This window comes from Massilia sp. Mn16-1_5 (genome assembly GCF_004798585.1).
GTDB lineage: Bacteria > Pseudomonadota > Gammaproteobacteria > Burkholderiales > Burkholderiaceae_D > Telluria.
In genome coordinates, this window is record NZ_PPXQ01000003.1 from 273,178 (window position 1) to 294,496 (window position 21,319).

The window sequence follows — 21,319 nt, forward strand, 5'->3', positions numbered from 1 at the left end:
ACGCAACCGTCAGTAGTTTGCTGTGGCGCACGTAGGGCGGGCATGCCCGCGCGTACAGAGCGTCCATACCGTATCGCCGATTTTGGACCGACAATGCAAAAGGGCCGCCTGATTTATCAGGCGGCCCTTTTGTTTTACAGCCCGCAGAAGCGGGCCGGTATTACTTAGGCAGCAGCGGCAGCAGCAGCGTTGGCAGCAGCAGCCGGCGCCTTGGCGGCAGCCTGCGAGAACTGCGACACGGCGGCGTTCACATTGCTTTCGATGGCTTCGACAGCCTGCTTGGTGGTCTTGCTGAACTGCTCGTAGCCGGCGTTGGCGTTGCTGATCGCGGTCTTGACGGCGGCGACGAAGGTCTCCGAACCGGCAGGGGCGTTCTTGCTCACTTCGTCGACCAGGGCGATGACCTTGCGGTTGGCTTCGACGATCTGGCCTTCGGCGGCTTTCGAGAACTCGGCGCCATTGGCAGTGGCGATGGCGGCCAGCTGGCGGTTGTAGGCGACGGCTTTCTCGGCGGCAGGCTGGGCCTGGGCGGCGGACAGCTGGAAGAACTCTTGCGGGTCCTTGGCCGACAGCAGCTGGCGGGCGGTGTTCGAGTTGTCAGCCAGGGTCGCACGGGCGGTGCTGATGTTCAGCTCCACCAGCTTCTCCATGCTTTCGAAGGTCTTCGCGGTCAGCGAGGACAGCAGGGCGAATTGCGATTCAAAATTGGCTTTGGTGGCATTCGAGAACTGCTCTGGGATTGCAAACATGAGATTCTCCAAACAAGACGTTATAAGAAGTTTTGCTGCGAGTTTTGCTGCTGGGAATATGTTGCTGAAATCTGTGCTGTGAAACGGGTGAACTAGACATTGTGCACCGCAACAGAGCGCAGTTTTGCCCATTTTGACGACCCCGTCAAGCGATTTTGGTGCGACGCACCATGCTGGAAATCTTTGTTGTGTTCTTGCATCGGAAGAAATACTTGCCGACAACTTTTATCGCCTGTTTGCCATTGTTGGACAGACAAAGGCAGTGGCCGGAAGGCTTTTGCCGCCCATGTTAGACTTGCCATTGCGCTATTCGCCATCCGGTGTCACAGCGCCCGACTAAAGAGATCATGGCCGACACCACCGCAAGTCCAGGCGCATCCCTCACGCAGCACCGCTGGCTGGTGCCCGCCTTTTTCGTCTTCCTCTGGAGTACCGGCTTCATCGTGGCCAAGTTCGGCCTGCCGTATGCGCCGCCGCTGACTTTCCTGCTGCTGCGCTGCCTCGGCGTGTTGCTGGTGCTGGTGCCGCTGGTGCTGGTCTCGCGCGCGCCCTGGCCGCACGGGCGCATGGGCCACGTGGCGGTGGCGGGCCTGCTGCTGCAGGCCGGCTACCTGGGCGGCGTCTGGAGCGCCATCAAGATCGGCATGCCGGCGGGATTGTCGGCCCTGATCGTCGGCATGCAGCCCATCCTCACTGCCGTGGCGGCGCCGCTGATCGGCGAGCGGGTGCGGCCGCGCCAGTGGATCGGCCTGCTGCTCGGCCTGGGCGGCGTGGCGCTGGTGGTGGCAGCCAAGATCAATCTCAGCGGGCTGTCGACGCTCGCGATCGGGTATTGCCTGTTCGCGCTGCTGTCGATCACGATCGGCACCATGTACCAGCGCCGTTACTGCCCGAGTTTCGACCTGCGCACCGGCACCGTGATCCAGTTCGCGGCCACCGTCGCCGCCTTGCTGCCCTGCGCGATCCTATTTGAACACCTGGACCCATCCTTGTCTAAAGTAAGGTGGAACGCCGACTTCGTCGCCGCGCTGCTGTGGTCGATATTTGCGCTGTCGATCGGCGCGATCTTCCTGCTGTTTAGCCTGATCCGCCGCAGCAACGCTACCGAGGTAACGAGCCTGCTGTACCTCACGCCGCCCACCACCGCCGTCATGGCCTGGCTGCTGTTCGGCGAGTCGCTCAGCCCGCTCGGACTGCTGGGCATGGCGGTGGCCGTCACCGGTGTCGCATTCGTCGTCAAGAAACAGGAGCACTCATGATCTCAAGCCAGCAACAAGAAGCGGTCGATGCCGCCATCACCTCGCGCCGTTCGATCCGCGCCTTCCTCGACAAGCCGGTCGAGCAGGACGACATCGCGCGCATCCTGGAAGTGGCGTCGCGCGCCCCGTCCGGCACCAATACCCAGCCATGGAAGGTGTATGTGCTGACGGGAGCGGCGCGGGTCGCGCTGTCCGATGCGATCCTCGCCGTGCATCTCGATCCCGAACAGTCGCGCCAGCATACCGAGGAATACGCCTACTATCCGCGCGAGTGGGTCTCGCCCTTCATCGACCGCCGCCGCAAGGTCGGCTGGGACCTGTACAGCCTGCTCGGCCTGACGCGCGAAGACAAGGCCGGCATGGCGGCCCAGCATGCGCGCAACTTCCGCTTCTTCGATGCGCCTGTCGGGCTGATCTTCACGATCGACCGCATCATGGAGCAGGGTTCCTGGCTCGACTACGGCATGTTTTTGCAGAACATCATGGTGGCGGCGCGCGGACGCGGTCTCGACACCTGCCCACAGGCGGCTTTCACGCAATACCACCGCATCATTGCCGAGCAACTGACACTGCCGGAAAACGAAACGGTGGTCTGCGGCATGGCGCTGGGCTGGGCCGATCCGTCGAAAATCGAGAACACGCTGGTGACCGAACGCGAACCGCTGTCGGCCTTTGTTCATTTTGTAAATTAAGTGTTGCGCTCGTTACACATTTGAAGAAGTTCGCCGCACACGCGGCCATGCGTTGTGCATGAGTCCGTTGTTGTGCGGCAAAATAGACGCGAGGGTGTTAAATTCGCTTGCAGTTGAGTTGCGGACGAATACACTTGATTAGTGCCTGATCGGTTCGCGTGAAAAAGGAAGTACCCATGTTGAAGCTCCTGTTGTCTGTCCTGGTATCGCTGTTCCTGGTTGCCGAGCCTGTGTCGGCCGCTGGCGCCGGTGCCGGTGCGCAGGCCAGTTCGAGCAAGCAGAAGCGCCAGGCGGTCAAGAAAAAGGCCGTCAAGAAGACGACGGCCAAGGGCAAGCGAAAAGAGGCTGCCACCGTTGCCGCCGCCGACGACCGTCCGCGTCTGATCCGCCGGGTCGTGAAAGTCAACGGCAAGCGCCGCGTCGTGTACCAGACCATCCGCCGCGCCGCACCGGCCGTGCTGGCCATTCCCGCGGCCCGTACCGCCGGCGACCTGGCCGGCCTGAACAAGACGGGCGACCCGCTGTCGCTGCGCTCGAACGTCGCCTTCGTGATGGACCAGAACAGCTCGGAAGTGCTGTTCGAAAAGAATGCGAATGTCGCGCTGCCGATCGCCTCGATCACCAAGCTGATGACGGGCCTGGTCGTGGTCGAGGCCGAGCAGAACCTGAACGAAACCCTCACCATCACCAACGACGACGTCGACCGCCACAAGTACAGCAGCTCGCGCCTGCCGGTGGGCGCGCGCATGACCCGCAACAACCTGCTGCACATCGCGCTGATGAGTTCGGAAAACCGCGCCGCATCGGCCCTCGGACGCAACTACCCGGGCGGCATCAATGCCTTTGTCGCGGCGATGAACGCAAAGGCGCGCGAGCTGGGCATGAACGACACGCGTTATGTCGATTCCAGCGGCCTGTCGAGCCAGAACGTTTCCAGTGCGCGCGACCTGGCGAAGCTGGTGGCCTACGCGCACCAGAAGCCGCTGCTGCGCCAGTACTCGACCGATCCGAACTGGGTGGTCGAAGCCAGCGGCCGTCCGATGCGCTACAACAATACGAATTACCTGGTGGCGCTGCCGGACTGGAACATCGGCCTGCAAAAGACCGGCTTCATCAACGAAGCAGGGCGCTGCCTTGTGATGCAGGCCATGATCCAGGGCCGCAACGTGATCATGGTCTTCCTCGATTCCAAGGGCAAGATGTCGCGTACCGCAGACGCGGGACGCATGCGCCGCTGGCTGGAAGCGCTGACGCCGGACAGCATCAGCGTGCCGGTCGCGAGCCCGGTCAGCACGAACGACGCCACCCCGACCTCGTTTTCGACCTTGTCGGCCGGCGCGATATTGCAGAAACGATAATTTGACGAAAACAAAGAACAACGGCGCCCGCGGGCGCCGTTCTTGTTCATGAAGCCGCTTCAGGCAACCGAGGCAGGCCGGAACCCCAGCGCCGCCGAAATCTGGCTGGCTGTCTGCGCCAGGTCGTCGAGCCAGTCTTCCTGCAGGCGGTCGGCCGGCGCCGAGATCGACAATCCCGCCACCAGCTTGCCGCCGTCGTCGTAGATGCCCGCGGCCATGCAGCGCACGCCCAGTTCCAGTTCCTCGTTGTCGCGCGCATAGCCGCGCGCCCGCACCAGACTCAATTCGCGTTCGAGCTTGGTGAGATCTGTGATCGAATTCTTGTTGTGTCCTGCGAGGCCCGTGCGCGTGGCATAGGCGCGGATCGCCTTGGCCTCGTCCACCGATAAAAACAGCTTGCCGGTCGAGGTGAGGTGGAGCGGACCGCGTCCGCCGATCGCACGCACCACCTGCATGCCCGAGCGCTCGGAGAAGGCACGGTCGATATACACGATCTCGTCGCCCTGGCGCACCGACAGGTTCACCGTCTGCTGGGTTTTCTTGTGCAGGGCGCGCATGAAGTCGAGCGCCGCTTCGCGTACCGAGAGCCGGCTTTTCACGACGTTGCCCAGTTCTAGCAGGCGCATGCCGAGCCGGTAGGTGCCGGGTTCGACGCGGTCGACGAATCGGGTCACGACCATGTCGTTGAGGATGCGGTGCGCGGTGGAGGGATGCAGGCCCGAGACCTTCGACAATTCCTTCAGGCTCACCGGATCGGGATAGGTCGCCAGCGCATCGAGCAGGGCGACCATGCGTTCAATCACCTGGATCGATGTCTTGGGCGGTTCAAGTGTTTCGATTTTCATGATGTGGTTGGTGCAGTGCGGTATCGTCCCTACTTTATACCATAATGCGAAAAGCAGCGATCGATTCGCTAGTATTGTTCGTCTAACACACACCGTTTCCCGGCCTCGCGTAGAACGGGCATAATGGCAGCTTCATGTCTTCTTAGAAATATGATGGAACATCAGACCAGCGAATTCAAGAGCAAGGGCGGCTTCAAGCGCATCCTGGACGCATCGAGCTATACAGTGCAGGGCCTGGCCATGGCCTGGCGTATCGAGCACGCTTTCCGCCAGGAAGTGCTGGTCTGTGCGCTCGGCCTCATCTTCGCTTTCGTGCTGCCGGTCTCGGGCTTCGAGCGCCTGGTGCTGATCGGGGTGCTGCTGCTGGTGCTGATCGTCGAACTGATCAACTCGGCCATCGAGGCCATCGTCGACCGTATCTCGCTCGAGCGCCATCCGCTGTCGAAGAACGCGAAGGACTTCGGCAGCGCCGCCGTCGGGCTGACGGTATTGCTGGCCGCGATCACCTGGGGCACGGTGCTATATAACCGATTCGCCTAAGGAACTGCGATAACAGCACAGCAAGCTTGTCGAAAATGCCGCAAAATAGCCGGATGGCTTGCGGCGTCGTCTACCGCCGTCACGCCTGTTCCTGACAAACCCTGGAGATGACCATGACCTTACGCCTCGGCGACACCGCACCTGATTTCGAGCAGGATTCCACCATCGGCCGTATCCGCTTCCACGAGTGGGCGGGCGATTCCTGGGTCGTGCTGTTCTCGCACCCGGCCGACTTCACGCCGGTCTGCACGACGGAACTGGGCCTGACGGCCAAGCTGAAGCCGGAATTCGACAAGCGCAACGTGAAGGCGATCGCGCTCTCCGTCGACCCGGCCGAGCAGCACAAGAACTGGATCAAGGATATCGAGGAAACCCAGCAGACCGTGGTCGGCTTCCCGATCATCGCCGATGCCGACAAGACCGTCTCTACCCTGTACGACATGATCCACCCGGAAGTGTCGGCCACGGCAACCGTGCGTTCGCTGTTCGTGATCGATCCGAAGAAAAAAATCCGCCTGACCATCACCTACCCGATGAGCACCGGCCGCAACTTCGACGAAGTGCTGCGCGTGATCGACGCGCTGCAGCTGACCGACGGCTACACGGTGGCCACGCCGGGCAACTGGAAGGATGGCGACGACGTGATCATTCCGCTGACCGTGCAGGATCCGGCGGTGCTGGCCGAGAAATATCCAAAAGGTTTTACGTCGCCACGCCCATACCTGCGCCTGACGCCGCAGCCCAACAAATAATCGACATCGCTCCGGCGGCGTCTACGAAACGTACGCCGAAGCTGTAGGGTGGGCACTCCGTGCCCACGCGGTCTTACCGCTTGATTATTTGCGGCCTTAAACACGTTTCGATATTCAAACGTTTAACCGCGTGGGCACGGAGTGCCCACCCTACACCCCCCATTCCCGCGCCCCGCATAAGCAAATAAGAATCTCATCGTTTGTCCCACGGCTGACCCGGCTTACTCTTGGGGCATGTTGATGACCTATATTACCGCCGGCTTCGCGGTCGGCTTGCTGGTCGGAATGACCGGCGTAGGCGGCGGTTCGCTGATGACGCCGCTGCTGACGCTGCTGTTCGGCGTCTCTCCCACGGTCGCGGTCGGCACCGATCTCGCCTTTGCCTCGATCACCAAGAGCGCCGGCACCATTACCCACCGTTTCAACGGCACCGTCGACTGGGCCATCGTGCGCCGCCTGTGCCTGGGCGCGCTGCCCGCGGCCTTGATCGCCACCCTGATCCTGAGCCGCTACGGCGCTCTCGACGCAGCCATCGGCCAGCTCATCCGCTATTCGATCGCCGGTTCCGTCATGCTGACCGTCGTCGCGCTGCTGTTCCGCCGCCGCATGATTGCCTGGGTTAACGCCCACCCGGAGCGCCAGCTGCAGGGGAGAAAGCTGAGCGCCGCTACCATCCTTGCCGGCGCCATCCTCGGCACCCTCGTCACCGTGTCCTCGATCGGCGCGGGCGCCATCGGCGCCACCTTGCTGGTGCTGCTGTATCCGAAGCTGACCCCGGCGCAAGTGGCCGGTACCGACATCGCCTACGCCGTGCCGCTGACCGCAATTGCGGCCGCTGGTCACTGGTGGCTGGGCTCGATCGACTGGACGCTGCTGGTGACTCTGCTGATCGGCTCGCTGCCAGGCATTACCCTCGGTTCCATGCTGGCGCGCAAGGTACCGGAGCGCTTCCTGCGCGCCCTGCTGGCGATGACCTTGACCGGCGTTGCAGTAAAACTCATCTACTGAGCGATGTAAGGTTCACCACGCTAATAGCGTAATTCGTCTATGCAAATGAAGATTCCTTCGTTTGTTTTATGAGTTGGAAGTGAGATTATTACAGTCCGTTAGAAGAATTTGTAATAAGGCCTCCATGAACATACTGCAGCCGCGCGCACCAGGCCGGGTCATCCCCGGCTTCGGGCTGTCGCTCGGGTTCACGATCTTTTATCTTGCACTGATCGTGCTGATCCCGCTGTCGGCCGTCTTCCTGAAAACCTTCACGATGAGCTGGGACGCGTTCTGGACGGCGGTCTCGTCCGATCGCGTGGTCGCGTCCTACAAGCTCAGCTTCGGCGCCTCGCTGATCGCGGCCGCGTTGAACGTCGTGTTCGGCGGCATCGTCGCCTGGGTGCTGGTGCGTTATAAATTTCCCGGCAAGCGCTTCGTCGACGCCCTGGTCGACCTGCCGTTCGCACTGCCGACCGCCGTCGCCGGCATTACGCTGACCGCCCTGTATTCGAACAACGGCTGGATCGGCAAGTACCTGGAAACCTTTGGCATCAAGGTCGCCTTCACCCCGCTGGGCGTGGTGGTGGCGCTGACCTTCATCGGCCTGCCTTTCGTGGTGCGCACGGTGCAGCCGGTGCTGGAAGAAGCCGAGCGCGAACTCGAGGAAGCGGCGGCCAGCCTGGGCGCGAGCCCGCTGCAGACCTTCTTCCGCGTGATCCTGCCCTCGATCGTGCCGGCGTTGCTGACCGGCTTCGCGCTGGCCTTTGCGCGCGCCACCGGCGAATACGGCTCCGTCATTTTCATCGCCGGCAACCTGCCGATGGTCTCGGAAATCACGCCGCTCTTCATCATCACCAAACTGGAACAGTACGACTACGCCGGCGCCACCGCGATTGCGGTCGTGATGCTGATCGTGTCCTTCATCCTGCTCCTGACGATCAACCTGTTGCAGGCCTGGACCCGTAGAAGGGCAGGCAAGAAATGAGTGCAGTCCTCGATAAACCACTCGTGACGCCACAAACGACCACACGCCGCGTGAAGACGAATGCCTTCGAGCCGAACTGGGTGCGCTACACCTTGATCGCCGTCGCGCTGATCTTCCTGACCCTGTTCCTGTTCGTGCCGCTGGTGGCCGTGTTCACGGAGGCCTTGAAGCGCGGCTGGGACACCTATGTCGAGTCCATCCTCGACCCGGACGCCATCTCGGCCATCAAGCTCACGCTCATCGCGGCCGGCATCGCGGTGCCGCTGAACCTCGTGTTCGGCGTGGCTGCGGCCTGGGCCATCGCGAAGTTCGACTTCAAGGGCAAGAGCGTGCTGCTCACGCTGATCGACCTGCCGTTCTCGGTGTCTCCCGTGATTGCGGGCCTGATCTACGTGCTGCTGTTCGGCGCCCAGGGCTGGTTCGGCGAATGGCTGATGGAGCACGACATCAAGATCCTGTTCGCGGTCCCGGGCATCGTGCTGGCCACCGTCTTCATTACTTTCCCGTTTGTCGCGCGCGAGCTGATTCCGCTGATGCAGCAGCAGGGCACCGAGGAAGAAGAAGCCGCGCTGGTACTGGGCGCTTCGGGCTGGCAGACCTTCTGGCGCGTGACACTCCCGAACATCAAGTGGGGCCTGCTGTACGGCGTCATTCTCTGTAATGCGCGGGCGATGGGCGAGTTCGGCGCGGTGTCGGTGGTCTCGGGCCACATCCGCGGCGAGACCAACACCATGCCGCTGCAGGTCGAGATCCTCTACAACGAATACAACTTCACGGCCGCGTTCGCGATCGCATCCCTGCTGGCGCTGCTCGCGCTGGTGACGCTGGCCATCAAGACCTTTATCGAATGGCGTCTGCACCAATCCAGGAGCGCAGACACCGGTACCACGGAGCGCACGCAATGACGATCGAAGTCCAACACATCCGCAAGCAGTTCGGCCAGTTCAAGGCGCTCGACGACGTCTCGCTGCAATTCCCGAATGGCGAGCTGACCGCCTTGCTCGGCCCTTCGGGCTGCGGCAAGACCACGCTGCTGCGCATCATCGCCGGCCTCGAGCATCCCGACAGCGGCTCCGTGCTGCTCGACGGCCAGGATGCGTCGAGCAGCCACGTGCGCGAGCGCCAGGTCGGCTTCGTGTTCCAGCATTACGCGCTTTTTAAACACATGACGGTGTTCGAGAACGTGGCCTTCGGCCTGCGCGTGCGTCCGCGCCGCGAGCGTCCGAGCGAGCAGCAGATCCGCGACAAGGTCAAGCAGCTGCTGGAACTGGTGCAGCTGGACTGGATCGCCGACCGCTATCCGCCGCAATTGTCCGGCGGCCAGCGCCAGCGTATCGCGCTGGCCCGTGCCCTGGCCGTGGAGCCGCGCGTGCTGTTATTGGATGAGCCCTTCGGCGCACTGGACGCCAAGGTGCGCAAGGAACTGCGCCGCTGGCTGCGCCGCCTGCACGACGAGCTGCACGTGACCTCGATCTTCGTCACCCACGACCAGGAAGAAGCGCTGGAAGTGGCGGACCAGGTGGTGGTCATGAACAAGGGCCGCGTCGAGCAGCTCGGCACGCCGGAGAGCGTGTACAACGCGCCCGCGTCGCCCTTCGTGTACAGCTTCCTCGGCAACGTCAACCTGTTCCACGGCCGCGTGCACGATGGCGTGCTGGCCAGCGGCGACGCGCTGTTCGACGCGCCCGGTTTTGGCGGCGTGCAGAACGCCGACGGCATCGGCTACGTACGTCCGCACGACCTCGACGTCGAACGCTATGCGGCAGGCAAGCAGGGCATCGTGGTGAAGCTGCGCCGCGCGCATGCGATCGGCCCGCTGGCCCAGCTCGACCTCGAGCGCACGGACAATGCCCAGCTGATCGAAGCCGTGATACCGAACGAGCGCTTCGCCGGCCTCGGTCTCAAGGAAGGCGAGACCCTGGTCGTGCGGCCGCGCCAGATCCAAGTCTTCGTCGACGAGGGAGGCGGCATATGAACTTCCAGCAGCTGCGCTCGGTGCGTGAAGCCGCGCGCCGCAATTTCAACCTGACCGACGTCGCCAGTGCGCTGTTCACCTCGCAGCCTGGCGTGTCGCGCCAGATCCGCGAACTCGAAGACGAACTCGGCGTCGTCATCTTCGAGCGCAACGGCAAGCGCCTGACCGGCCTCACTGCGCCGGGCAAGGGCATTTTAAAAATCGTCGAGCGCCTGCTGGTGGAAGCGGAAAACCTGGCGCAGGCCAGCCAGGAATATTCGGCCCAGGACAGCGGCACATTGACCATCGCCGTCACCCACACCCAGGCGCGCTACGCGCTGCCGCAAGTGGTGCAGTCCTTCCGCAACGCCTTTCCGAACGTGCGCATCGCCCTGCAGCAGAGCGCACCGGAACACATCGCCGAATATGTGCTCTCGGGCCGCGCCGACATCGGCATCGCGACCGAGGGTTTGACAGCCTTCCCGGACCTGGTGTCCTTCCCGTGCTATCGCTGGAGCCACGTGGTGGTCGCGCCCGACGGCCATCCGCTGCTGAGTAAGACGCCGCTGCGCCTGGAAGACCTGGCCGAGCATCCGCTGATCACCTACGACGTCGGCTATACGGGCCGCAGCCACATCGACGAGGCTTTCAGTAAAGCCGAACTGGCGCCGGACATGGTGCTCACCGCCATGGACTCGGACGTCATCAAGCAGTATGTGTCGCTGGGGATGGGCGTCGGAATTATCGCCTCGATGGCCTTCGACCATGGACGCGACAGGGGACTAAGGGCGATCGAGTCTTCGCACCTGTTTGCGCCGAACGTGACGCGCCTGGCCGTGCGGCGCGGGGCATATCTTCGGGCGTATGCCTATCACTTCATCGAACGTTTTGCGCCGGGGTTCACGAAGCAGGATATCGAGCGCTCGCTGGCGGCGGATGAGGCGGTGGGGATTTGACTGATGTAGGGTGGACGGCTCCGCCGTCCACGCGTTCAACGGTCGTCGAGACACCGCGCGGTTTTTACTGCCCCGGATTCGTGATCCGAGCGTGGATGGCATCGATCGCCGCAACGACTTCGGCGGACAGCGTGATCTCCGCCGCATCGATATTCTCCTTCAACTGCTCCAGCGTCGTCGCCCCGATGATGGTCGAGCCCACGAACCAGCGCGAATAACACCAGGCCAGCGCCATCTGCGCCGGCGACATGCCATGTGAACGCGCCAGCGCCGCATACTCGGCGGTCGCCGCCAGCACCTCGGGCCGCACATAGCGCGGGCTCCAGTTCGGCGGAAAGATCGTCAGGCGGCCATGCGCCTTCGGATTATCCAGGTACTTGGCCGTCAGCTGCCCGAACGCCAAAGGACTGTAGGCCAGCAGGCTCACGTCCGAGCGGAAGCAGGTCTCGTCCAGCAGCGAGGTTTCGAACGCCCGCGCCGTCAGGTTGTACAGGTTCTGGATGGTGGCGATGCGCGGCAGCCCGTGCGTCTCGGCCAGCTTCACATATTCGCACACGCCCCAGGAACTCTCGTTCGACACGCCGATCTCGCGGATCTTGCCCGCCTTGACCAGCTCACCCAGCGCACCCAGCGTTTCCTCGATCGGCACGCCCGCACGCTCGCGCTTCGGGTTGAAGCTGTTGGCGCCGAAGATCGGCAGGTTGCGGCTCGGCCAATGGATCTGGTACAGGTCGATGTAGTCCGTCTGCAGGCGCTGCAGGCTGGTCTCGACGGCGGCGCGCACGTTGGCGGCGTCGAGATCGTGCGCCGCGCCGCGGATCCAGTTCATGTTCGCGTTCGGGCCGGCGATCTTCGAGGCGATCACCAGCTCGTCGCGCCGGCCGCGTGATTTCAGCCAGCTGCCGATGAAGCGCTCGGTCGAGCCCTGGGTTTCGGCGCGGCCCATAACGGGGTACATCTCGGCCGTGTCGATGAAGTTGATGCCGCGTTCCACCGCATAGTCGAGCTGGCGGTGGGCCTCACTCTCCGTGTTCTGCTCGCCGAAAGTCATCGTGCCGAGGCAGACCTTCGATACGAGAAGCTCGCTGCGCCCGAGCCGTTTGCGTTCCATAAAAACTCTCCTTATGCGCGCAGCGCGTCGGCGCATTCGCGCACCAGGGCCGGGCCACGGTAGATCAGGCCACTGTACAGCTGTACCAGTTGGGCGCCGGCCGCCATTTTTTCCTTCGCGTCGCGGCCCGACAGGATGCCGCCGACGCCGATGATCGGGATCGCATCGCCGAGTTCCTTCTTCATCGCGCGGATCACGATGTTCGACAGGTCGAACACGGGCGCGCCCGAGAGGCCGCCCGTCTCCATGCCGTGCCGGTAGCGCTCGACATCGCGCCGGTTCAGCGTGGTGTTGGTAGCGATGACGCCGTCGATCTTGTGGCGCAGCAGGGCACCGGCGATGTTCTGGATCTGCTCGGCGTCGATGTCCGGTGCGATTTTCAGCGCCAGCGGCACGTAGCGGCCGTGCTGGTCGGCGAGGCGGGTCTGCTCAAGCTTCAGCTGCGAGAGCAGGGCGTCGAGTTCGGAGGCGCCCTGCAGCTGGCGCAGGTTCTTCGTGTTGGGCGAGGAGATGTTGACCGTCACGTAGCTCGCGTACGGGTAGACCTTGCGCAGGCAGGCCAGGTAGTCGTCGGCCGCGCGTTCGATCGGGGTGTCGGCATTCTTGCCGATGTTCAGGCCGAGCACGCCCTGCTGCTCCTGGTAGAAGCGCGACGCCTGCACATTCGCGACGAACGCGTCGACGCCGCCGTTATTGAAGCCCATGCGGTTGATGATGCCTTGCGCGGCCGGGACACGGAACATGCGCGGCTTCGGGTTGCCCGCCTGCGCGCGCGGCGTCACCGTGCCGATCTCGATCGAGCCGAAGCCGAGCGCGGCCAGGCCGTCGATGTAGGCGCCATCCTTGTCCAGACCCGCGGCCAGGCCCACCGGGTTCGGGAAGGTGATGCCCATCACGGTGCGCGGATCGGCGGCGGGCTTCTTGAACATCCCCGTCATGCCGCGCTGGGCGGCGCGGCGCAGGGCCGGCAGGGTGAGATTGTGGGCGGTTTCCGCAGGTAGCGTGAACAGCAGGGGGCGGGCGAGGGTGTAGAGGAGTTTGTCGGACATGGAGCGCTCGGAATAAAGTTCGCGCTAATTGTACCGTGCGGGGGCCCCTTAACGGTCGAGGATGCCCCACACGCCATTGATCCGCGCCTCCAGTGGCCGGAAGTTGATTTTATAAGCCATCTTCGGGCTCTGCTCGATCCAGTAGCCGAGGTAGACGAAAGGCAGCCCGAGTTCGCGCGCCTGGGCCACCTGCCACATCACGTTGTAGGTGCCGAAGGAGGCGCCGATCACGTCCGGATCGAAGAAGGTGTAGACCGAGGACAGGCCGTCCGACAGGACGTCGATGATCGATACCATGCGCAGTGTGCCGTCGGGCTCGCGGAACTCGACCAGGCGCGTGTTGACCCGGCTTTGCAGCAGGAACTGCGCGTACTGGTCGCGGCTGTCCTGGTCCATGCCGCCGCCGACGTGGCGCGTGGTCTGGTAGCGCAGGTAGAGCGCGTAGTGCTCGTCCGAGAACGAGAGGTTGGCGACCATGGCCGTGAGATCGCCATGGCGCTTCCAGGCGCGGCGTTGGGTGCGGTTCGGCGTGAACTCGGCGCAGCGCACGCGCACCGGGATGCAGGCCTGGCAACCGTCGCAATACGGGCGGTAGGTGAAGATGCCGCTGCGTCGGAAACCGTTCTTCACCAGTTCGGAGTACACGTCCGCATTGATCAGGTGCGAAGGCGTGGCGACCTGCGAGCGCGCCTGGCGGGCGTCGAGATAGCTGCACGGATACGGGGCGGTCGTGTAGAACTGCAGCGTGGAGAAGGGCAGGTCGTTTAGGTGCGTCATGCAAAGCTCTCGGAGCGTCTTGATGGACCTATTCTAGCGAATACTCACCCGCGCACGGTTAAGCGGCGAACGGTGCGACAGGTTCCCACGGGCCAATTGACGGTTCGCGGATCGCAGCCCGCAAATGCTGCAGGAAGGCGCTGCGCGGAATCGGCGCCGCGCCCAGCGAGGCCAGGTGACCGGTTTCCTGCTGACAATCGACCATGCGCACCCCGTTCTTGCGCAGGAAGGCAACCAGGTAGGCCAGCGCCACCTTGGAGGCGTCGGACACCCGTGCGAACATCGATTCGCCGTAGAACATGCGGCCGATGCAGACGCCGTAGGCGCCGCCGACCAGCTCGCCGTCGAGCCAGACTTCGGCCGAGTGGGCGTAGCCGAGTGCGTGCAGGCCGGTATAGCCGTCGATGATGTCTTCCGAAATCCAGGTGCCGGGGCCGTCGCGGCGCGGTGCCGCGCAGGCGCGCATCACGGCCTCGAAATCGCTGTCGAATTTTACTTGCCAGCGGCCTCCTTCCTGGCGGCTGCGCTCGACGCGGCGCAGGGTTTTCCTGAGGCTGTCGCTGAGCTTGAAGTCATCGGTATAGAGCACCATGCGCGGGTCGGTGCTCCACCAGAGGATGGGCTGGCCTTCCGAGAACCAGGGAAAGATGCCGTTCTGGTAGGCCAGCAGCAGGCGCTGTGGCGACAGGTCGGCGCCGGCCGCGAGCAGGCCGGGCGCGTCCATCGTTAGTGCCTGGGATACGTCGGGAAACGGCGTGTGCGCGTCAAGCCAGGGAATCATGGGGCAGACCTCGCAGGAATCAGTCTGGTTCGCGCGGCGCAATCATCGGGCGCCGGATGTCGTGGCTGTGCACGCCATACGTGCTGCCGGGTGTCTCTCGCATTTTGACGCGGTCGGCAAAGAACAGTTCCAGGGTGGTGCGAATGGTCGGGAAGGCGAGGTCGTCCCAGGGAATGTCGGCTTCCGCGAACAGCTGCACGTCCAGGCTTTCTTCGCCCGGCGCGAAGTCGAGGTCGAGCAGGCGGGCGAGATAAAACATGTGGACCTGGTGCACGTGGGCGACGTTCAGCAGCGAAAACAGCGGGCCGATCTCGATGTTGGCGCCGGCTTCTTCCTCGGTCTCGCGCACGGCCGCTTCGCCCGTCGTCTCGCCGTTTTCCATGAAGCCGGCCGGCAGCGTCCAGTAGCCGTGGCGCGGCTCGATCGCGCGCCGGCACAGCAGCACCTGCAGCGTGCCGCCTTTCTCCCACACGGGAATGGAGCCGATCACCATTTTCGGGTTCTGGTAATGAATCGTGCCGCACTGGACGCACACATGGCGCGGCCGGTTGTCGCCTTCGGGGATGCTTAGCGCGACCGCGTGGCCGCACTCGGAACAAAAGTTCATAGAGAATCGGGAGAATGAATTTACGGCTACTTTACACGCTATTCGTTCGGCTGTGCCGCCATGGCGGCTCGGCAGCAGTGTTGCTCTCGCGTGATTCACGGCATCAATCGTCCGCAGCGCTGGCATTGGATTTGCCTAAACGGCCGAATCCGCGTATAATTCACTTCATCAGACGCGGGGTGGAGCAGTCTGGCAGCTCGTCGGGCTCATAACCCGAAGGTCACAGGTTCAAATCCTGTCCCCGCAACCAGAATTCAGGAAGCCGTTGATTCGACAGGATCAGCGGCTTTTTCCTTTTCAGTCCCGGTGGCGCTTTCTGCCGGACTCGACCTGCATCAAACCCATCCGCCGCACTTGCCGAACTCGGCGTTGTCCAACAAGAAGCTGGCTCGGCCATGAAGCTTGCCATGGCGCGCGCCGACACGTCCAACGCTCACTGCGGATACGACCATGATTACTGTTGAAGACATCAACGAGGCCTGGGGCTGGATGGGCTTGCGGGCCGTGGAAATCCTTGGCGCCAACGCCTTCGGCAACCTGATCCTGCGCGACGCCGACGGCAGCTACTGGCGCCTGCGGCCGCAAGACCTGTGTTGCGAACCGGTCGCCGAAGACCGCGCCGCCCTCGATGCGCTTTCCTACAACCAGGATTTTCTCAACGACTGGTACATGCCGGAACTGGTGCACCTGGCCGAATCCACGCTCGGCCCCTTGACCGACGACCGCACCTACTGCCTCAAGATCCCCAGTGCGCTGGGCGGCCACTACGGCAGCGAGAACCTGGCGACGGTGCCCTTGTCGGAGCTGATCCGTTTTTCGGGGGAGGGGGCGCAGCAACTGGAGGGGATGCCGCGCTGGAATTGACTACCCTGCCGTCTGGCTCAGGCTGGCCCAGAGGTACGCGGCCGCCATCGTGCGATGCGGGCTGTACTGCGCAAGCCAGGCTTGCGTTCGCGCCAGGCCGGGCTTTTCTGTTTCGCCCAGCAGGCGTCCCAAGGCGCCGCGCACGGCGACGTCGCCTTCGAGCGAGCAGTCCGCATAACCATAGCCGCGCAACAACGTGTAGTTCACGGTCCAGGGGCCGATGCCCTTGATCGCGAGCAGCGCTTGCGCGGTGCGCGCCGGGTCGTCGTCCTGCGCCAGGTCCAGCTCGCCTGCGTCGGCCATGCGCGCCACGCGCAGCAGGGTCTCGGCCTTGGCGCGCGAGAACTTGCGGCTGGTGAGGGTGTCGAGTTCCAGGCGCGCCACGTCCTGCGCTTCCGGATAGCACCACAGGCCGCTGCTGTGGGCGCGGCCCGCCTGCTCGATGAAAGTGCGGCGCAGGCTGATGGCAAAGGGTAAATTGATCTGCTGGCCGATGATGGCCCAGGTCAGGGCCTCGAAGACAGTGGCGGACTGGACGATGCGTAGTCCCGGCTGGCGTGCGACCAGCGGCGCGAACAGGGGATCGTCGCGCACGAAGTCGGCAAAGGGCGCCGGGTCGATGCGCAGCGCCAGGATGTTGCGCAGCGCTTCCTCGGCCAGCGCCTGCGTGGCCGTACCGAGCGGACCGTCGGCCGTCATCCGGCACTCGGCCGTCTTAGGCGCCAGCGCCACATCGAACAGCACCGGCACGCCGCCCAGCAGCACCGCCTTGCGCAGCCGGGCGCCATCGACCTGTTCGGCCAATCCCTCGGCGTCGCGCGCATGGAAAGCCAGCACGTCGGCGCTGCGGTAATCCGCTGGCAGCGCGATCGACAGCACTTGCGTCGTCATGGCTTGGCGGCCGCCGGCGCAGGACGGCCGAAGCGCGGCACGAAACCCGTCACCAGCGCCGTGCCGACCAGCACGATGGCGGCGCCCGCCAGCGTATGCCAGCCGACCGCTTCGCCGAGGAACAGCGCGCCCCACAGGATGCCGAACACCGGATTCAGGAAAGTCACCGTCAGGGCCGAGGTCGGGCCGACTTCGGCGATCAGGCGGAAATAGATCAGGTAAGCGATGCCGCTGCACAGCACGCCGAGCGCGAGCACGGCCGCCCAGACGCCGGGTGTCGCGGTGCCGGGCGAGGGGAAGAAGGGCAGTGCCGGCAGCACGAACAGGGTCGCGGCCCACATGGTCCCGTGGGCATTCGCGAAGGGCTCGACCGACTTGGCCGACTTCGCATACAGGCTGGCAATGCTGTAGCACAGGGCGGCCGCCAGCGCCGCGGCGATGGCCAGGCCGGCGCCGGGCAGGCGCGAGACGTCGTCGAAGCCGACCAGCAGGGCCACGCCCACCGTGCCCAGCACTAGGCCGAGGCCGCTGCGTAGCGTGATCGGCTGGCGCGCCCAGACGGCGCCGAGCAGCGCGCCCCACATCGGCGCGGTCGCGTTCAGGACCGACAGCACCGAGGCCGTCAACGTGCGCGCGCCATACGCGAACAGCAGGAAGGGTAAAGCGGAGTTGAAGAAGCCCAGCATCAGGTAATGCTTCCAGTGCGCGCGCAGGTCGAGTCGCTTGCGCAGCACCAGCCCGACGGCGGCCAGGAACAGGGCTGCGAACAGCACCCGGTACTCGATCAGCACGGCCGGCCCCATCACGGGCGCGCCGATGCGCATGAAAAGGAAGGAGCCGCCCCAGATGGCGGCCAGCAGCAAGAGGCGCAGGAAATTGGCTGTGTTCATGATCGATTCAGAAAGCGGAGCAGAATGGTGCCACATGGGGCACCGCGGCGCATCCCGTTTATTGCTTTTATAGAGCGCAGACCGCGTCCGTGGCCGGCTGCGGCGCAGCCGCATGCGGTACCAGCATCGCTGTCGGCACGCCGTTTTTAATGGCCGTCATCTCGGCCAGGATGGCGATGCCGATCTCGGACGGCGTCTTGCTGCCGATGTAGAGGCCGATCGGTCCGTGCAGACGGTCGAGTTCGGCGTCGCTGAGGTCGAACAGCTTCAGGCGCTCGCGCCGGCGCGCATTGTTCAGGCGCGAGCCGATCGCCCCGACATAGAAAGCCTCGGATTTCAGCGCTTCCATCAGGGCCAGGTCGTCGAGCTTCGGATCGTGGGTCAGCGCGACCACGGCGCTGCGCGCGTCGAGCTTCGCCTCGATCACGAGGTCGTCCGGCATCGTGTGCACCAGTTCGACGCCGGGCACGTTCCAGTCGGCCCGGTATTCCTCGCGCGGGTCGCAGACGATCACGCGGTAATCCATGGCGCTCGCCACCTGCGCCAGGAAGCGCGACAAGGGACCGGCACCGATGATGAACAGGCGCCAGCGCGGACCGTGGAGCGTGTACAGGGCTTCGTCCGCCACGCGCAGCACTGCGCCCGGGGCGGCACGGCTGAGGGTGACTGCGCCGCTGCCGAGGTCGAGGCGGCGCTCCAGCAATTCCCCGCCTTCCAGGCGCTGCAGCAGCTCGCGCAGGCCGCTATGCGGGCCCAGCGGCTCGATCGCCAGCTCGATGGTGCCGCCGCAGGGGAGGCCGAAGCGATGGGCGTCGTCGGCGCTGATGCCGTAGCTGACGATGTGGGGACGCGCATCCTGGGCGATGCCGCGCGATCGCACGTTGTCGATCAGGTCATCCTCGATGCAGCCGCCCGAGACCGAGCCGATCACGCGGCCGTCGTCGCGCACGGCGAGCGTGGCGCCGATCGGGCGCGGGCTGGAACCCCAGGTCTTGATGACGGTGACCAGCTGGCAGCGGTGACCGCCATCGAGCCAGCTGGCGGCGGTCTTGAGTACGTCGAGGTCGAGGCTGTCCATGGTCTGGCGGGTGCGGCTGGTGAGGGATGTCAATGATACAAAAAAAGCCGGCATGATGCCGGCTCCGTAGGCTTTGTAGAGGGTAGGGTGGGCGCCCTGTGCCCACCTTGGTTCGCGCCGGTGGGCTCGGGGCGCCCACCCTACGGCGTCAGCGGCTTCCTGGACGACTTCTTCGCCTTCACATCCTCGATTGCCAGCTCCATCGCCGTCAGCCTTGCCGCCGTCGACGGGTGGTTGGCCGTGAAGGCATTCGGCACGCTGGCCGGGTAGGCCGACGCGAAGCGCTTCCAGAAGGCCGGCGCGCCTTCGATGTTGTAGTCGGCGCGCGCCAGCAGGAAGATGGCGAGGCGGTCGGCGGCCGCGTCCAGGTTCTGCGGCATGGCCTTGATGCCGGCGCTGCCGTTCAGCATGCCGGTGTCGGGGCTCATGCGCGTCAGGTTGTCGATCACGCTGTCGAGCGTGGCCTGGTTGCGCTGGGCTTTCGGGTGTTCGAGGATGTTGTGCGCCATCGTGCGCGCCAGCACATAGGCCAGCTCGTCGTCGCTGCGCGCCACGCCCAGCATGCCGCGCGTGACCATCACACGGGCGCCGTCGGCGTAGGCGTTGACGTTGTCGCCGTTGCCGAGCTCGATGCCGAAGCCGCAGGCACGCGTCACGGGAATGCTCAGGTCGCGCGGGCGGCCGTCGCGCTCGATCGTCAGCGGCAGGGCCGAGTGGGAGGACATCAGGCCGCCGAATACGGCGCCCACCGTCGACGGTGCGCTTGGACCGGTCGGCAAGGGCTTGCCACCTGCCGCGACCAGGTCGTCGCCCAGGCGCAGGCCGGCTTTCGCCGCGCCGCTGCCGGCCAGCACGCCGGTCACCTGCAGGCGTTCGTCCATGCCGAAGGCCACGTGCGCGGCCTCGTTGTAGACGCCCGGGTAGGAGTGACGGTTCTTCGCAGTGAAGCCGAGCAGGTTGCGCGCGTGTTTCGGGCACAGCTCGGCGTTGTCGATCAGGAGCGGCGCCGCGACGCGGTACAGGCGGTCCTGCATCGCCGCCATCTTCGTCAGCGTATCGGCCGCGGCCGCCATTTGCGGCGTGAGCGGCGCGCCTTCCGGCGTCGCCGTCACCGGGCCGCCCGGCATGCCGGGCTGGCGGATCTGGGGCTGGGTGCCGCAGGCTGCCAGCAGGACGGCAGTGGCGATACCCAGCGCGGCTGGGCGCAGACGTTCAAAGCGAATCATTTTTCTCCTTCTACGATTTGTTATTGTTTTCCGGTGCTCCCGAATCCTCCGATGCCCCGTTCGCTCGATGCAAATTCGTCGACGACATTGAAGCCTACCTGCAGGACGGGCACGATCACCAGCTGCGCCAGGCGGTCCAGCGGCTGAAGCGTAAAGGCGGCGTGGCCGCGGTTCCAGGTCGAGACCATCAGCTGACCCTGGTAATCGGAGTCGATCAAGCCGACGGTTATGCGACGTGGTCTAGTCTCAAACTCGGGCAATGCGTGGCAGAGCTTGGTCCGGCGTAGATTAACAGAAAAAACCGTCTCAGCCTTTACGCTTGACCAGTGCTACCAAACCCACCAGCGCCGCGCTCAGTTTCGGTTGAGAACTCATCGGTGAAGTGCAGTGCAACCTGGACTACAGGCTGGAACATCAATTGCGCAATGCGGTCACCCGGGTTGACATCGAATGGTTTATCACCGTGATTGGCTAGGATGACGCCGATTTCGCCATGATAGTCGGAATCGATTACCCCGATGCCCTGAGCGACGCACACTCCGTGCTTTAACGAGAGACCGGAGCGAGATGCGACAATGGCAACAAGGCCGGGGTCCATCATGTTGAGCGCGATGCCAGTCTGCACGAGCAAACGACCACCAGGTGGGATGGTTACGATACCGTCAACACATGCGCGGAGGTCCATAGCGGCAGAGCCTGCAGTGGCGTAGGAGGGGGCAGCGATACTGTTAAACAGTATAGGGTTGACAACCTTGGCTTCGATAAGACGCTTTGACATAATTTTTACGGTAGCAAATCACGTATTGTATAGCTAGATAGTCGACTATGGTCGTGGACTAACCTCCACCGGGAAGACTTTGTCGAAGGTCCGAAGTCGATTTTTCTTTCGCTTCACGTCGATAGGCCGCCTTCAAAGTCGAGTAGTGCGCACAGCTTCTTCTTGAACATTGACTAGTGGTCACGCG

General features: G+C 64.1%; 24 protein-coding genes, 1 tRNA gene and 1 pseudogene. 12 read left to right on the forward strand and 14 right to left on the reverse strand.

What is annotated here, in order from left to right:
- Positions 1-164: 164 nt before the first annotated feature.
- Positions 165-749, reverse strand: a complete 585-nt coding sequence (gene phaP, locus C2862_RS05040) for a TIGR01841 family phasin (RefSeq protein ID WP_136219011.1) — start codon at positions 747-749, stop codon at positions 165-167.
- 347 nt (positions 750-1,096) lie between these two features.
- Here phaP and C2862_RS05045 point away from each other — a divergent pair, with 347 nt between their 5' ends.
- The 3 genes from C2862_RS05045 (at position 1,097) to C2862_RS05055 (ending at position 4,058) form a co-directional block, all read left to right on the forward strand.
- Positions 1,097-2,008, forward strand: a complete 912-nt coding sequence (locus C2862_RS05045) for a DMT family transporter (protein WP_136219012.1) — start codon at positions 1,097-1,099, stop codon at positions 2,006-2,008.
- A complete protein-coding gene (locus C2862_RS05050; protein WP_136219013.1) occupies positions 2,005-2,700 on the forward strand; it encodes a nitroreductase in 696 nt (231 codons plus the stop codon). Before C2862_RS05045 ends, C2862_RS05050 begins: the two co-directional genes overlap by 4 nt.
- Before the next feature lie 176 nt (positions 2,701-2,876).
- Positions 2,877-4,058: a serine hydrolase gene (locus C2862_RS05055; protein ID WP_136219014.1), complete on the forward strand. Its 1,182-nt coding sequence runs from the start codon at positions 2,877-2,879 to the stop codon at positions 4,056-4,058.
- A gap of 59 nt (positions 4,059-4,117) precedes the next feature.
- Here C2862_RS05055 and C2862_RS05060 read toward each other — a convergent pair whose 3' ends face one another.
- On the reverse strand, positions 4,118-4,903 hold the full coding sequence (locus C2862_RS05060) for an IclR family transcriptional regulator (protein ID WP_136219015.1): 786 nt from the start codon (positions 4,901-4,903) through the stop codon (positions 4,118-4,120).
- A gap of 153 nt (positions 4,904-5,056) precedes the next feature.
- Here C2862_RS05060 and C2862_RS05065 point away from each other — a divergent pair, with 153 nt between their 5' ends.
- From C2862_RS05065 to C2862_RS05095, 7 genes are all read left to right on the forward strand, one after another.
- On the forward strand, positions 5,057-5,443 hold the full coding sequence (locus tag C2862_RS05065) for a diacylglycerol kinase (RefSeq protein WP_136219016.1): 387 nt from the start codon (positions 5,057-5,059) through the stop codon (positions 5,441-5,443).
- 113 nt (positions 5,444-5,556) lie between these two features.
- Positions 5,557-6,195 (forward strand): peroxiredoxin, encoded by a 639-nt coding sequence (locus C2862_RS05070; protein ID WP_136219017.1) that lies wholly within the window; start codon positions 5,557-5,559, stop codon positions 6,193-6,195.
- A gap of 234 nt (positions 6,196-6,429) precedes the next feature.
- Positions 6,430-7,203: a sulfite exporter TauE/SafE family protein gene (locus tag C2862_RS05075; protein WP_136219018.1), complete on the forward strand. Its 774-nt coding sequence runs from the start codon at positions 6,430-6,432 to the stop codon at positions 7,201-7,203.
- Between the two features lie 124 nt (positions 7,204-7,327).
- Entirely contained in the window at positions 7,328-8,170 is an 843-nt protein-coding gene (gene cysT / locus C2862_RS05080; protein ID WP_136219019.1) for a sulfate ABC transporter permease subunit CysT, read from the forward strand.
- Positions 8,167-9,075, forward strand: a complete 909-nt coding sequence (gene cysW / locus C2862_RS05085) for a sulfate ABC transporter permease subunit CysW (RefSeq protein ID WP_136219020.1) — start codon at positions 8,167-8,169, stop codon at positions 9,073-9,075. Before cysT ends, cysW begins: the two co-directional genes overlap by 4 nt.
- On the forward strand, positions 9,072-10,145 hold the full coding sequence (locus C2862_RS05090) for a sulfate/molybdate ABC transporter ATP-binding protein (RefSeq protein ID WP_136219021.1): 1,074 nt from the start codon (positions 9,072-9,074) through the stop codon (positions 10,143-10,145). The genes cysW and C2862_RS05090 overlap by 4 nt, the downstream gene beginning before the upstream one ends.
- A complete protein-coding gene (locus C2862_RS05095) occupies positions 10,142-11,080 on the forward strand; it encodes a CysB family HTH-type transcriptional regulator (RefSeq protein WP_136219022.1) in 939 nt (312 codons plus the stop codon). The genes C2862_RS05090 and C2862_RS05095 overlap by 4 nt, the downstream gene beginning before the upstream one ends.
- A gap of 64 nt (positions 11,081-11,144) precedes the next feature.
- Here the strand turns inward: C2862_RS05095 and C2862_RS05100 are convergent, their stop codons facing one another.
- From C2862_RS05100 to C2862_RS05120, 5 genes are read right to left on the reverse strand one after another with little or no spacing between them, the layout of a single operon-like run.
- The gene (locus C2862_RS05100) at positions 11,145-12,191 is read right to left on the reverse strand and encodes an aldo/keto reductase (protein WP_136219023.1); all 1,047 of its coding nucleotides are present in this window, start codon (positions 12,189-12,191) and stop codon (positions 11,145-11,147) included.
- An 11-nt stretch (positions 12,192-12,202) separates the two neighbouring features.
- Entirely contained in the window at positions 12,203-13,240 is a 1,038-nt protein-coding gene (locus C2862_RS05105; RefSeq protein ID WP_136219024.1) for a quinone-dependent dihydroorotate dehydrogenase, read from the reverse strand.
- Between the two features lie 48 nt (positions 13,241-13,288).
- On the reverse strand, positions 13,289-14,017 hold the full coding sequence (locus C2862_RS05110) for an arginyltransferase (protein ID WP_136219025.1): 729 nt from the start codon (positions 14,015-14,017) through the stop codon (positions 13,289-13,291).
- Between the two features lie 58 nt (positions 14,018-14,075).
- Complete coding sequence (aat, locus tag C2862_RS05115; protein ID WP_136219026.1) at positions 14,076-14,798, reverse strand: leucyl/phenylalanyl-tRNA--protein transferase; 723 nt, start codon at positions 14,796-14,798, stop codon at positions 14,076-14,078.
- A 19-nt stretch (positions 14,799-14,817) separates the two neighbouring features.
- Positions 14,818-15,405, reverse strand: coding sequence for an NUDIX hydrolase (locus C2862_RS05120; protein ID WP_136219027.1), 588 nt, complete (start codon positions 15,403-15,405; stop codon positions 14,818-14,820).
- Positions 15,406-15,578: 173 nt separating this feature from the next.
- Between C2862_RS05120 and C2862_RS05125 the strand changes: the two genes are divergently transcribed.
- Positions 15,579-15,655 (forward strand) — tRNA-Met (locus C2862_RS05125).
- Here C2862_RS05125 and C2862_RS05130 read toward each other — a convergent pair.
- Positions 15,626-15,814: a hypothetical protein gene (locus C2862_RS05130; protein WP_136219028.1), complete on the reverse strand. Its 189-nt coding sequence runs from the start codon at positions 15,812-15,814 to the stop codon at positions 15,626-15,628. The two genes, C2862_RS05125 and C2862_RS05130, sit on opposite strands and share 30 nt — an antisense overlap.
- 41 nt (positions 15,815-15,855) lie before the next feature.
- Here C2862_RS05130 and C2862_RS05135 point away from each other — a divergent pair, with 41 nt between their 5' ends.
- Positions 15,856-16,269 (forward strand): T6SS immunity protein Tdi1 domain-containing protein, encoded by a 414-nt coding sequence (locus C2862_RS05135; protein WP_136219029.1) that lies wholly within the window; start codon positions 15,856-15,858, stop codon positions 16,267-16,269.
- Here the strand turns inward: C2862_RS05135 and C2862_RS05140 are convergent, their stop codons facing one another.
- From C2862_RS05140 to dut, 6 genes and pseudogenes are all read right to left on the reverse strand, one after another.
- Positions 16,270-17,160 (reverse strand): DNA-3-methyladenine glycosylase, encoded by an 891-nt coding sequence (locus C2862_RS05140; RefSeq protein WP_136219030.1) that lies wholly within the window; start codon positions 17,158-17,160, stop codon positions 16,270-16,272.
- On the reverse strand, positions 17,157-18,050 hold the full coding sequence (locus C2862_RS05145; RefSeq protein WP_136219031.1) for a DMT family transporter: 894 nt from the start codon (positions 18,048-18,050) through the stop codon (positions 17,157-17,159). The genes C2862_RS05140 and C2862_RS05145 overlap by 4 nt, the downstream gene beginning before the upstream one ends.
- A 67-nt stretch (positions 18,051-18,117) precedes the next feature.
- On the reverse strand, positions 18,118-19,128 hold the full coding sequence (locus C2862_RS05150; RefSeq protein ID WP_136219076.1) for an XdhC family protein: 1,011 nt from the start codon (positions 19,126-19,128) through the stop codon (positions 18,118-18,120).
- 140 nt (positions 19,129-19,268) lie between these two features.
- On the reverse strand, positions 19,269-20,354 hold the full coding sequence (locus tag C2862_RS05155; RefSeq protein ID WP_136219032.1) for a M48 family metallopeptidase: 1,086 nt from the start codon (positions 20,352-20,354) through the stop codon (positions 19,269-19,271).
- 20 nt (positions 20,355-20,374) lie between these two features.
- Positions 20,375-20,578: pseudogene (locus tag C2862_RS05160) on the reverse strand (dUTP diphosphatase); the annotation flags it as partial.
- Between the two features lie 89 nt (positions 20,579-20,667).
- Complete coding sequence (dut, locus tag C2862_RS05165) at positions 20,668-21,132, reverse strand: dUTP diphosphatase (protein ID WP_136219033.1); 465 nt, start codon at positions 21,130-21,132, stop codon at positions 20,668-20,670.
- Positions 21,133-21,319: the final 187 nt, after the last annotated feature.

Excerpts from the sequence above, each read along its gene's own strand:
- phaP (WP_136219011.1), bottom strand. The coding sequence starts at position 749 with ATGTTTGCAATCCCAGAGCAGTTCTCGAATGCCACCAAAGCCAATTTT.
- C2862_RS05045 (WP_136219012.1), top strand. The coding sequence starts at position 1,097 with ATGGCCGACACCACCGCAAGTCCAGGCGCATCCCTCACGCAGCACCGC.
- C2862_RS05050 (WP_136219013.1), top strand. The coding sequence starts at position 2,005 with ATGATCTCAAGCCAGCAACAAGAAGCGGTCGATGCCGCCATCACCTCG.
- C2862_RS05055 (WP_136219014.1), top strand. The coding sequence starts at position 2,877 with ATGTTGAAGCTCCTGTTGTCTGTCCTGGTATCGCTGTTCCTGGTTGCC.
- C2862_RS05060 (WP_136219015.1), bottom strand. The coding sequence starts at position 4,903 with ATGAAAATCGAAACACTTGAACCGCCCAAGACATCGATCCAGGTGATT.
- C2862_RS05065 (WP_136219016.1), top strand. The coding sequence starts at position 5,057 with ATGGAACATCAGACCAGCGAATTCAAGAGCAAGGGCGGCTTCAAGCGC.
- C2862_RS05070 (WP_136219017.1), top strand. The coding sequence starts at position 5,557 with ATGACCTTACGCCTCGGCGACACCGCACCTGATTTCGAGCAGGATTCC.
- C2862_RS05075 (WP_136219018.1), top strand. The coding sequence starts at position 6,430 with ATGTTGATGACCTATATTACCGCCGGCTTCGCGGTCGGCTTGCTGGTC.
- cysT (WP_136219019.1), top strand. The coding sequence starts at position 7,328 with ATGAACATACTGCAGCCGCGCGCACCAGGCCGGGTCATCCCCGGCTTC.
- cysW (WP_136219020.1), top strand. The coding sequence starts at position 8,167 with ATGAGTGCAGTCCTCGATAAACCACTCGTGACGCCACAAACGACCACA.
- C2862_RS05090 (WP_136219021.1), top strand. The coding sequence starts at position 9,072 with ATGACGATCGAAGTCCAACACATCCGCAAGCAGTTCGGCCAGTTCAAG.
- C2862_RS05095 (WP_136219022.1), top strand. The coding sequence starts at position 10,142 with ATGAACTTCCAGCAGCTGCGCTCGGTGCGTGAAGCCGCGCGCCGCAAT.
- C2862_RS05100 (WP_136219023.1), bottom strand. The coding sequence starts at position 12,191 with ATGGAACGCAAACGGCTCGGGCGCAGCGAGCTTCTCGTATCGAAGGTC.
- C2862_RS05105 (WP_136219024.1), bottom strand. The coding sequence starts at position 13,240 with ATGTCCGACAAACTCCTCTACACCCTCGCCCGCCCCCTGCTGTTCACG.
- C2862_RS05110 (WP_136219025.1), bottom strand. The coding sequence starts at position 14,017 with ATGACGCACCTAAACGACCTGCCCTTCTCCACGCTGCAGTTCTACACG.
- aat (WP_136219026.1), bottom strand. The coding sequence starts at position 14,798 with ATGATTCCCTGGCTTGACGCGCACACGCCGTTTCCCGACGTATCCCAG.
- C2862_RS05120 (WP_136219027.1), bottom strand. The coding sequence starts at position 15,405 with ATGAACTTTTGTTCCGAGTGCGGCCACGCGGTCGCGCTAAGCATCCCC.
- C2862_RS05130 (WP_136219028.1), bottom strand. The coding sequence starts at position 15,814 with ATGGCAAGCTTCATGGCCGAGCCAGCTTCTTGTTGGACAACGCCGAGT.
- C2862_RS05135 (WP_136219029.1), top strand. The coding sequence starts at position 15,856 with ATGATTACTGTTGAAGACATCAACGAGGCCTGGGGCTGGATGGGCTTG.
- C2862_RS05140 (WP_136219030.1), bottom strand. The coding sequence starts at position 17,160 with ATGACGACGCAAGTGCTGTCGATCGCGCTGCCAGCGGATTACCGCAGC.
- C2862_RS05145 (WP_136219031.1), bottom strand. The coding sequence starts at position 18,050 with ATGAACACAGCCAATTTCCTGCGCCTCTTGCTGCTGGCCGCCATCTGG.
- C2862_RS05150 (WP_136219076.1), bottom strand. The coding sequence starts at position 19,128 with ATGGACAGCCTCGACCTCGACGTACTCAAGACCGCCGCCAGCTGGCTC.
- C2862_RS05155 (WP_136219032.1), bottom strand. The coding sequence starts at position 20,354 with ATGATTCGCTTTGAACGTCTGCGCCCAGCCGCGCTGGGTATCGCCACT.
- dut (WP_136219033.1), bottom strand. The coding sequence starts at position 21,132 with ATGTCAAAGCGTCTTATCGAAGCCAAGGTTGTCAACCCTATACTGTTT.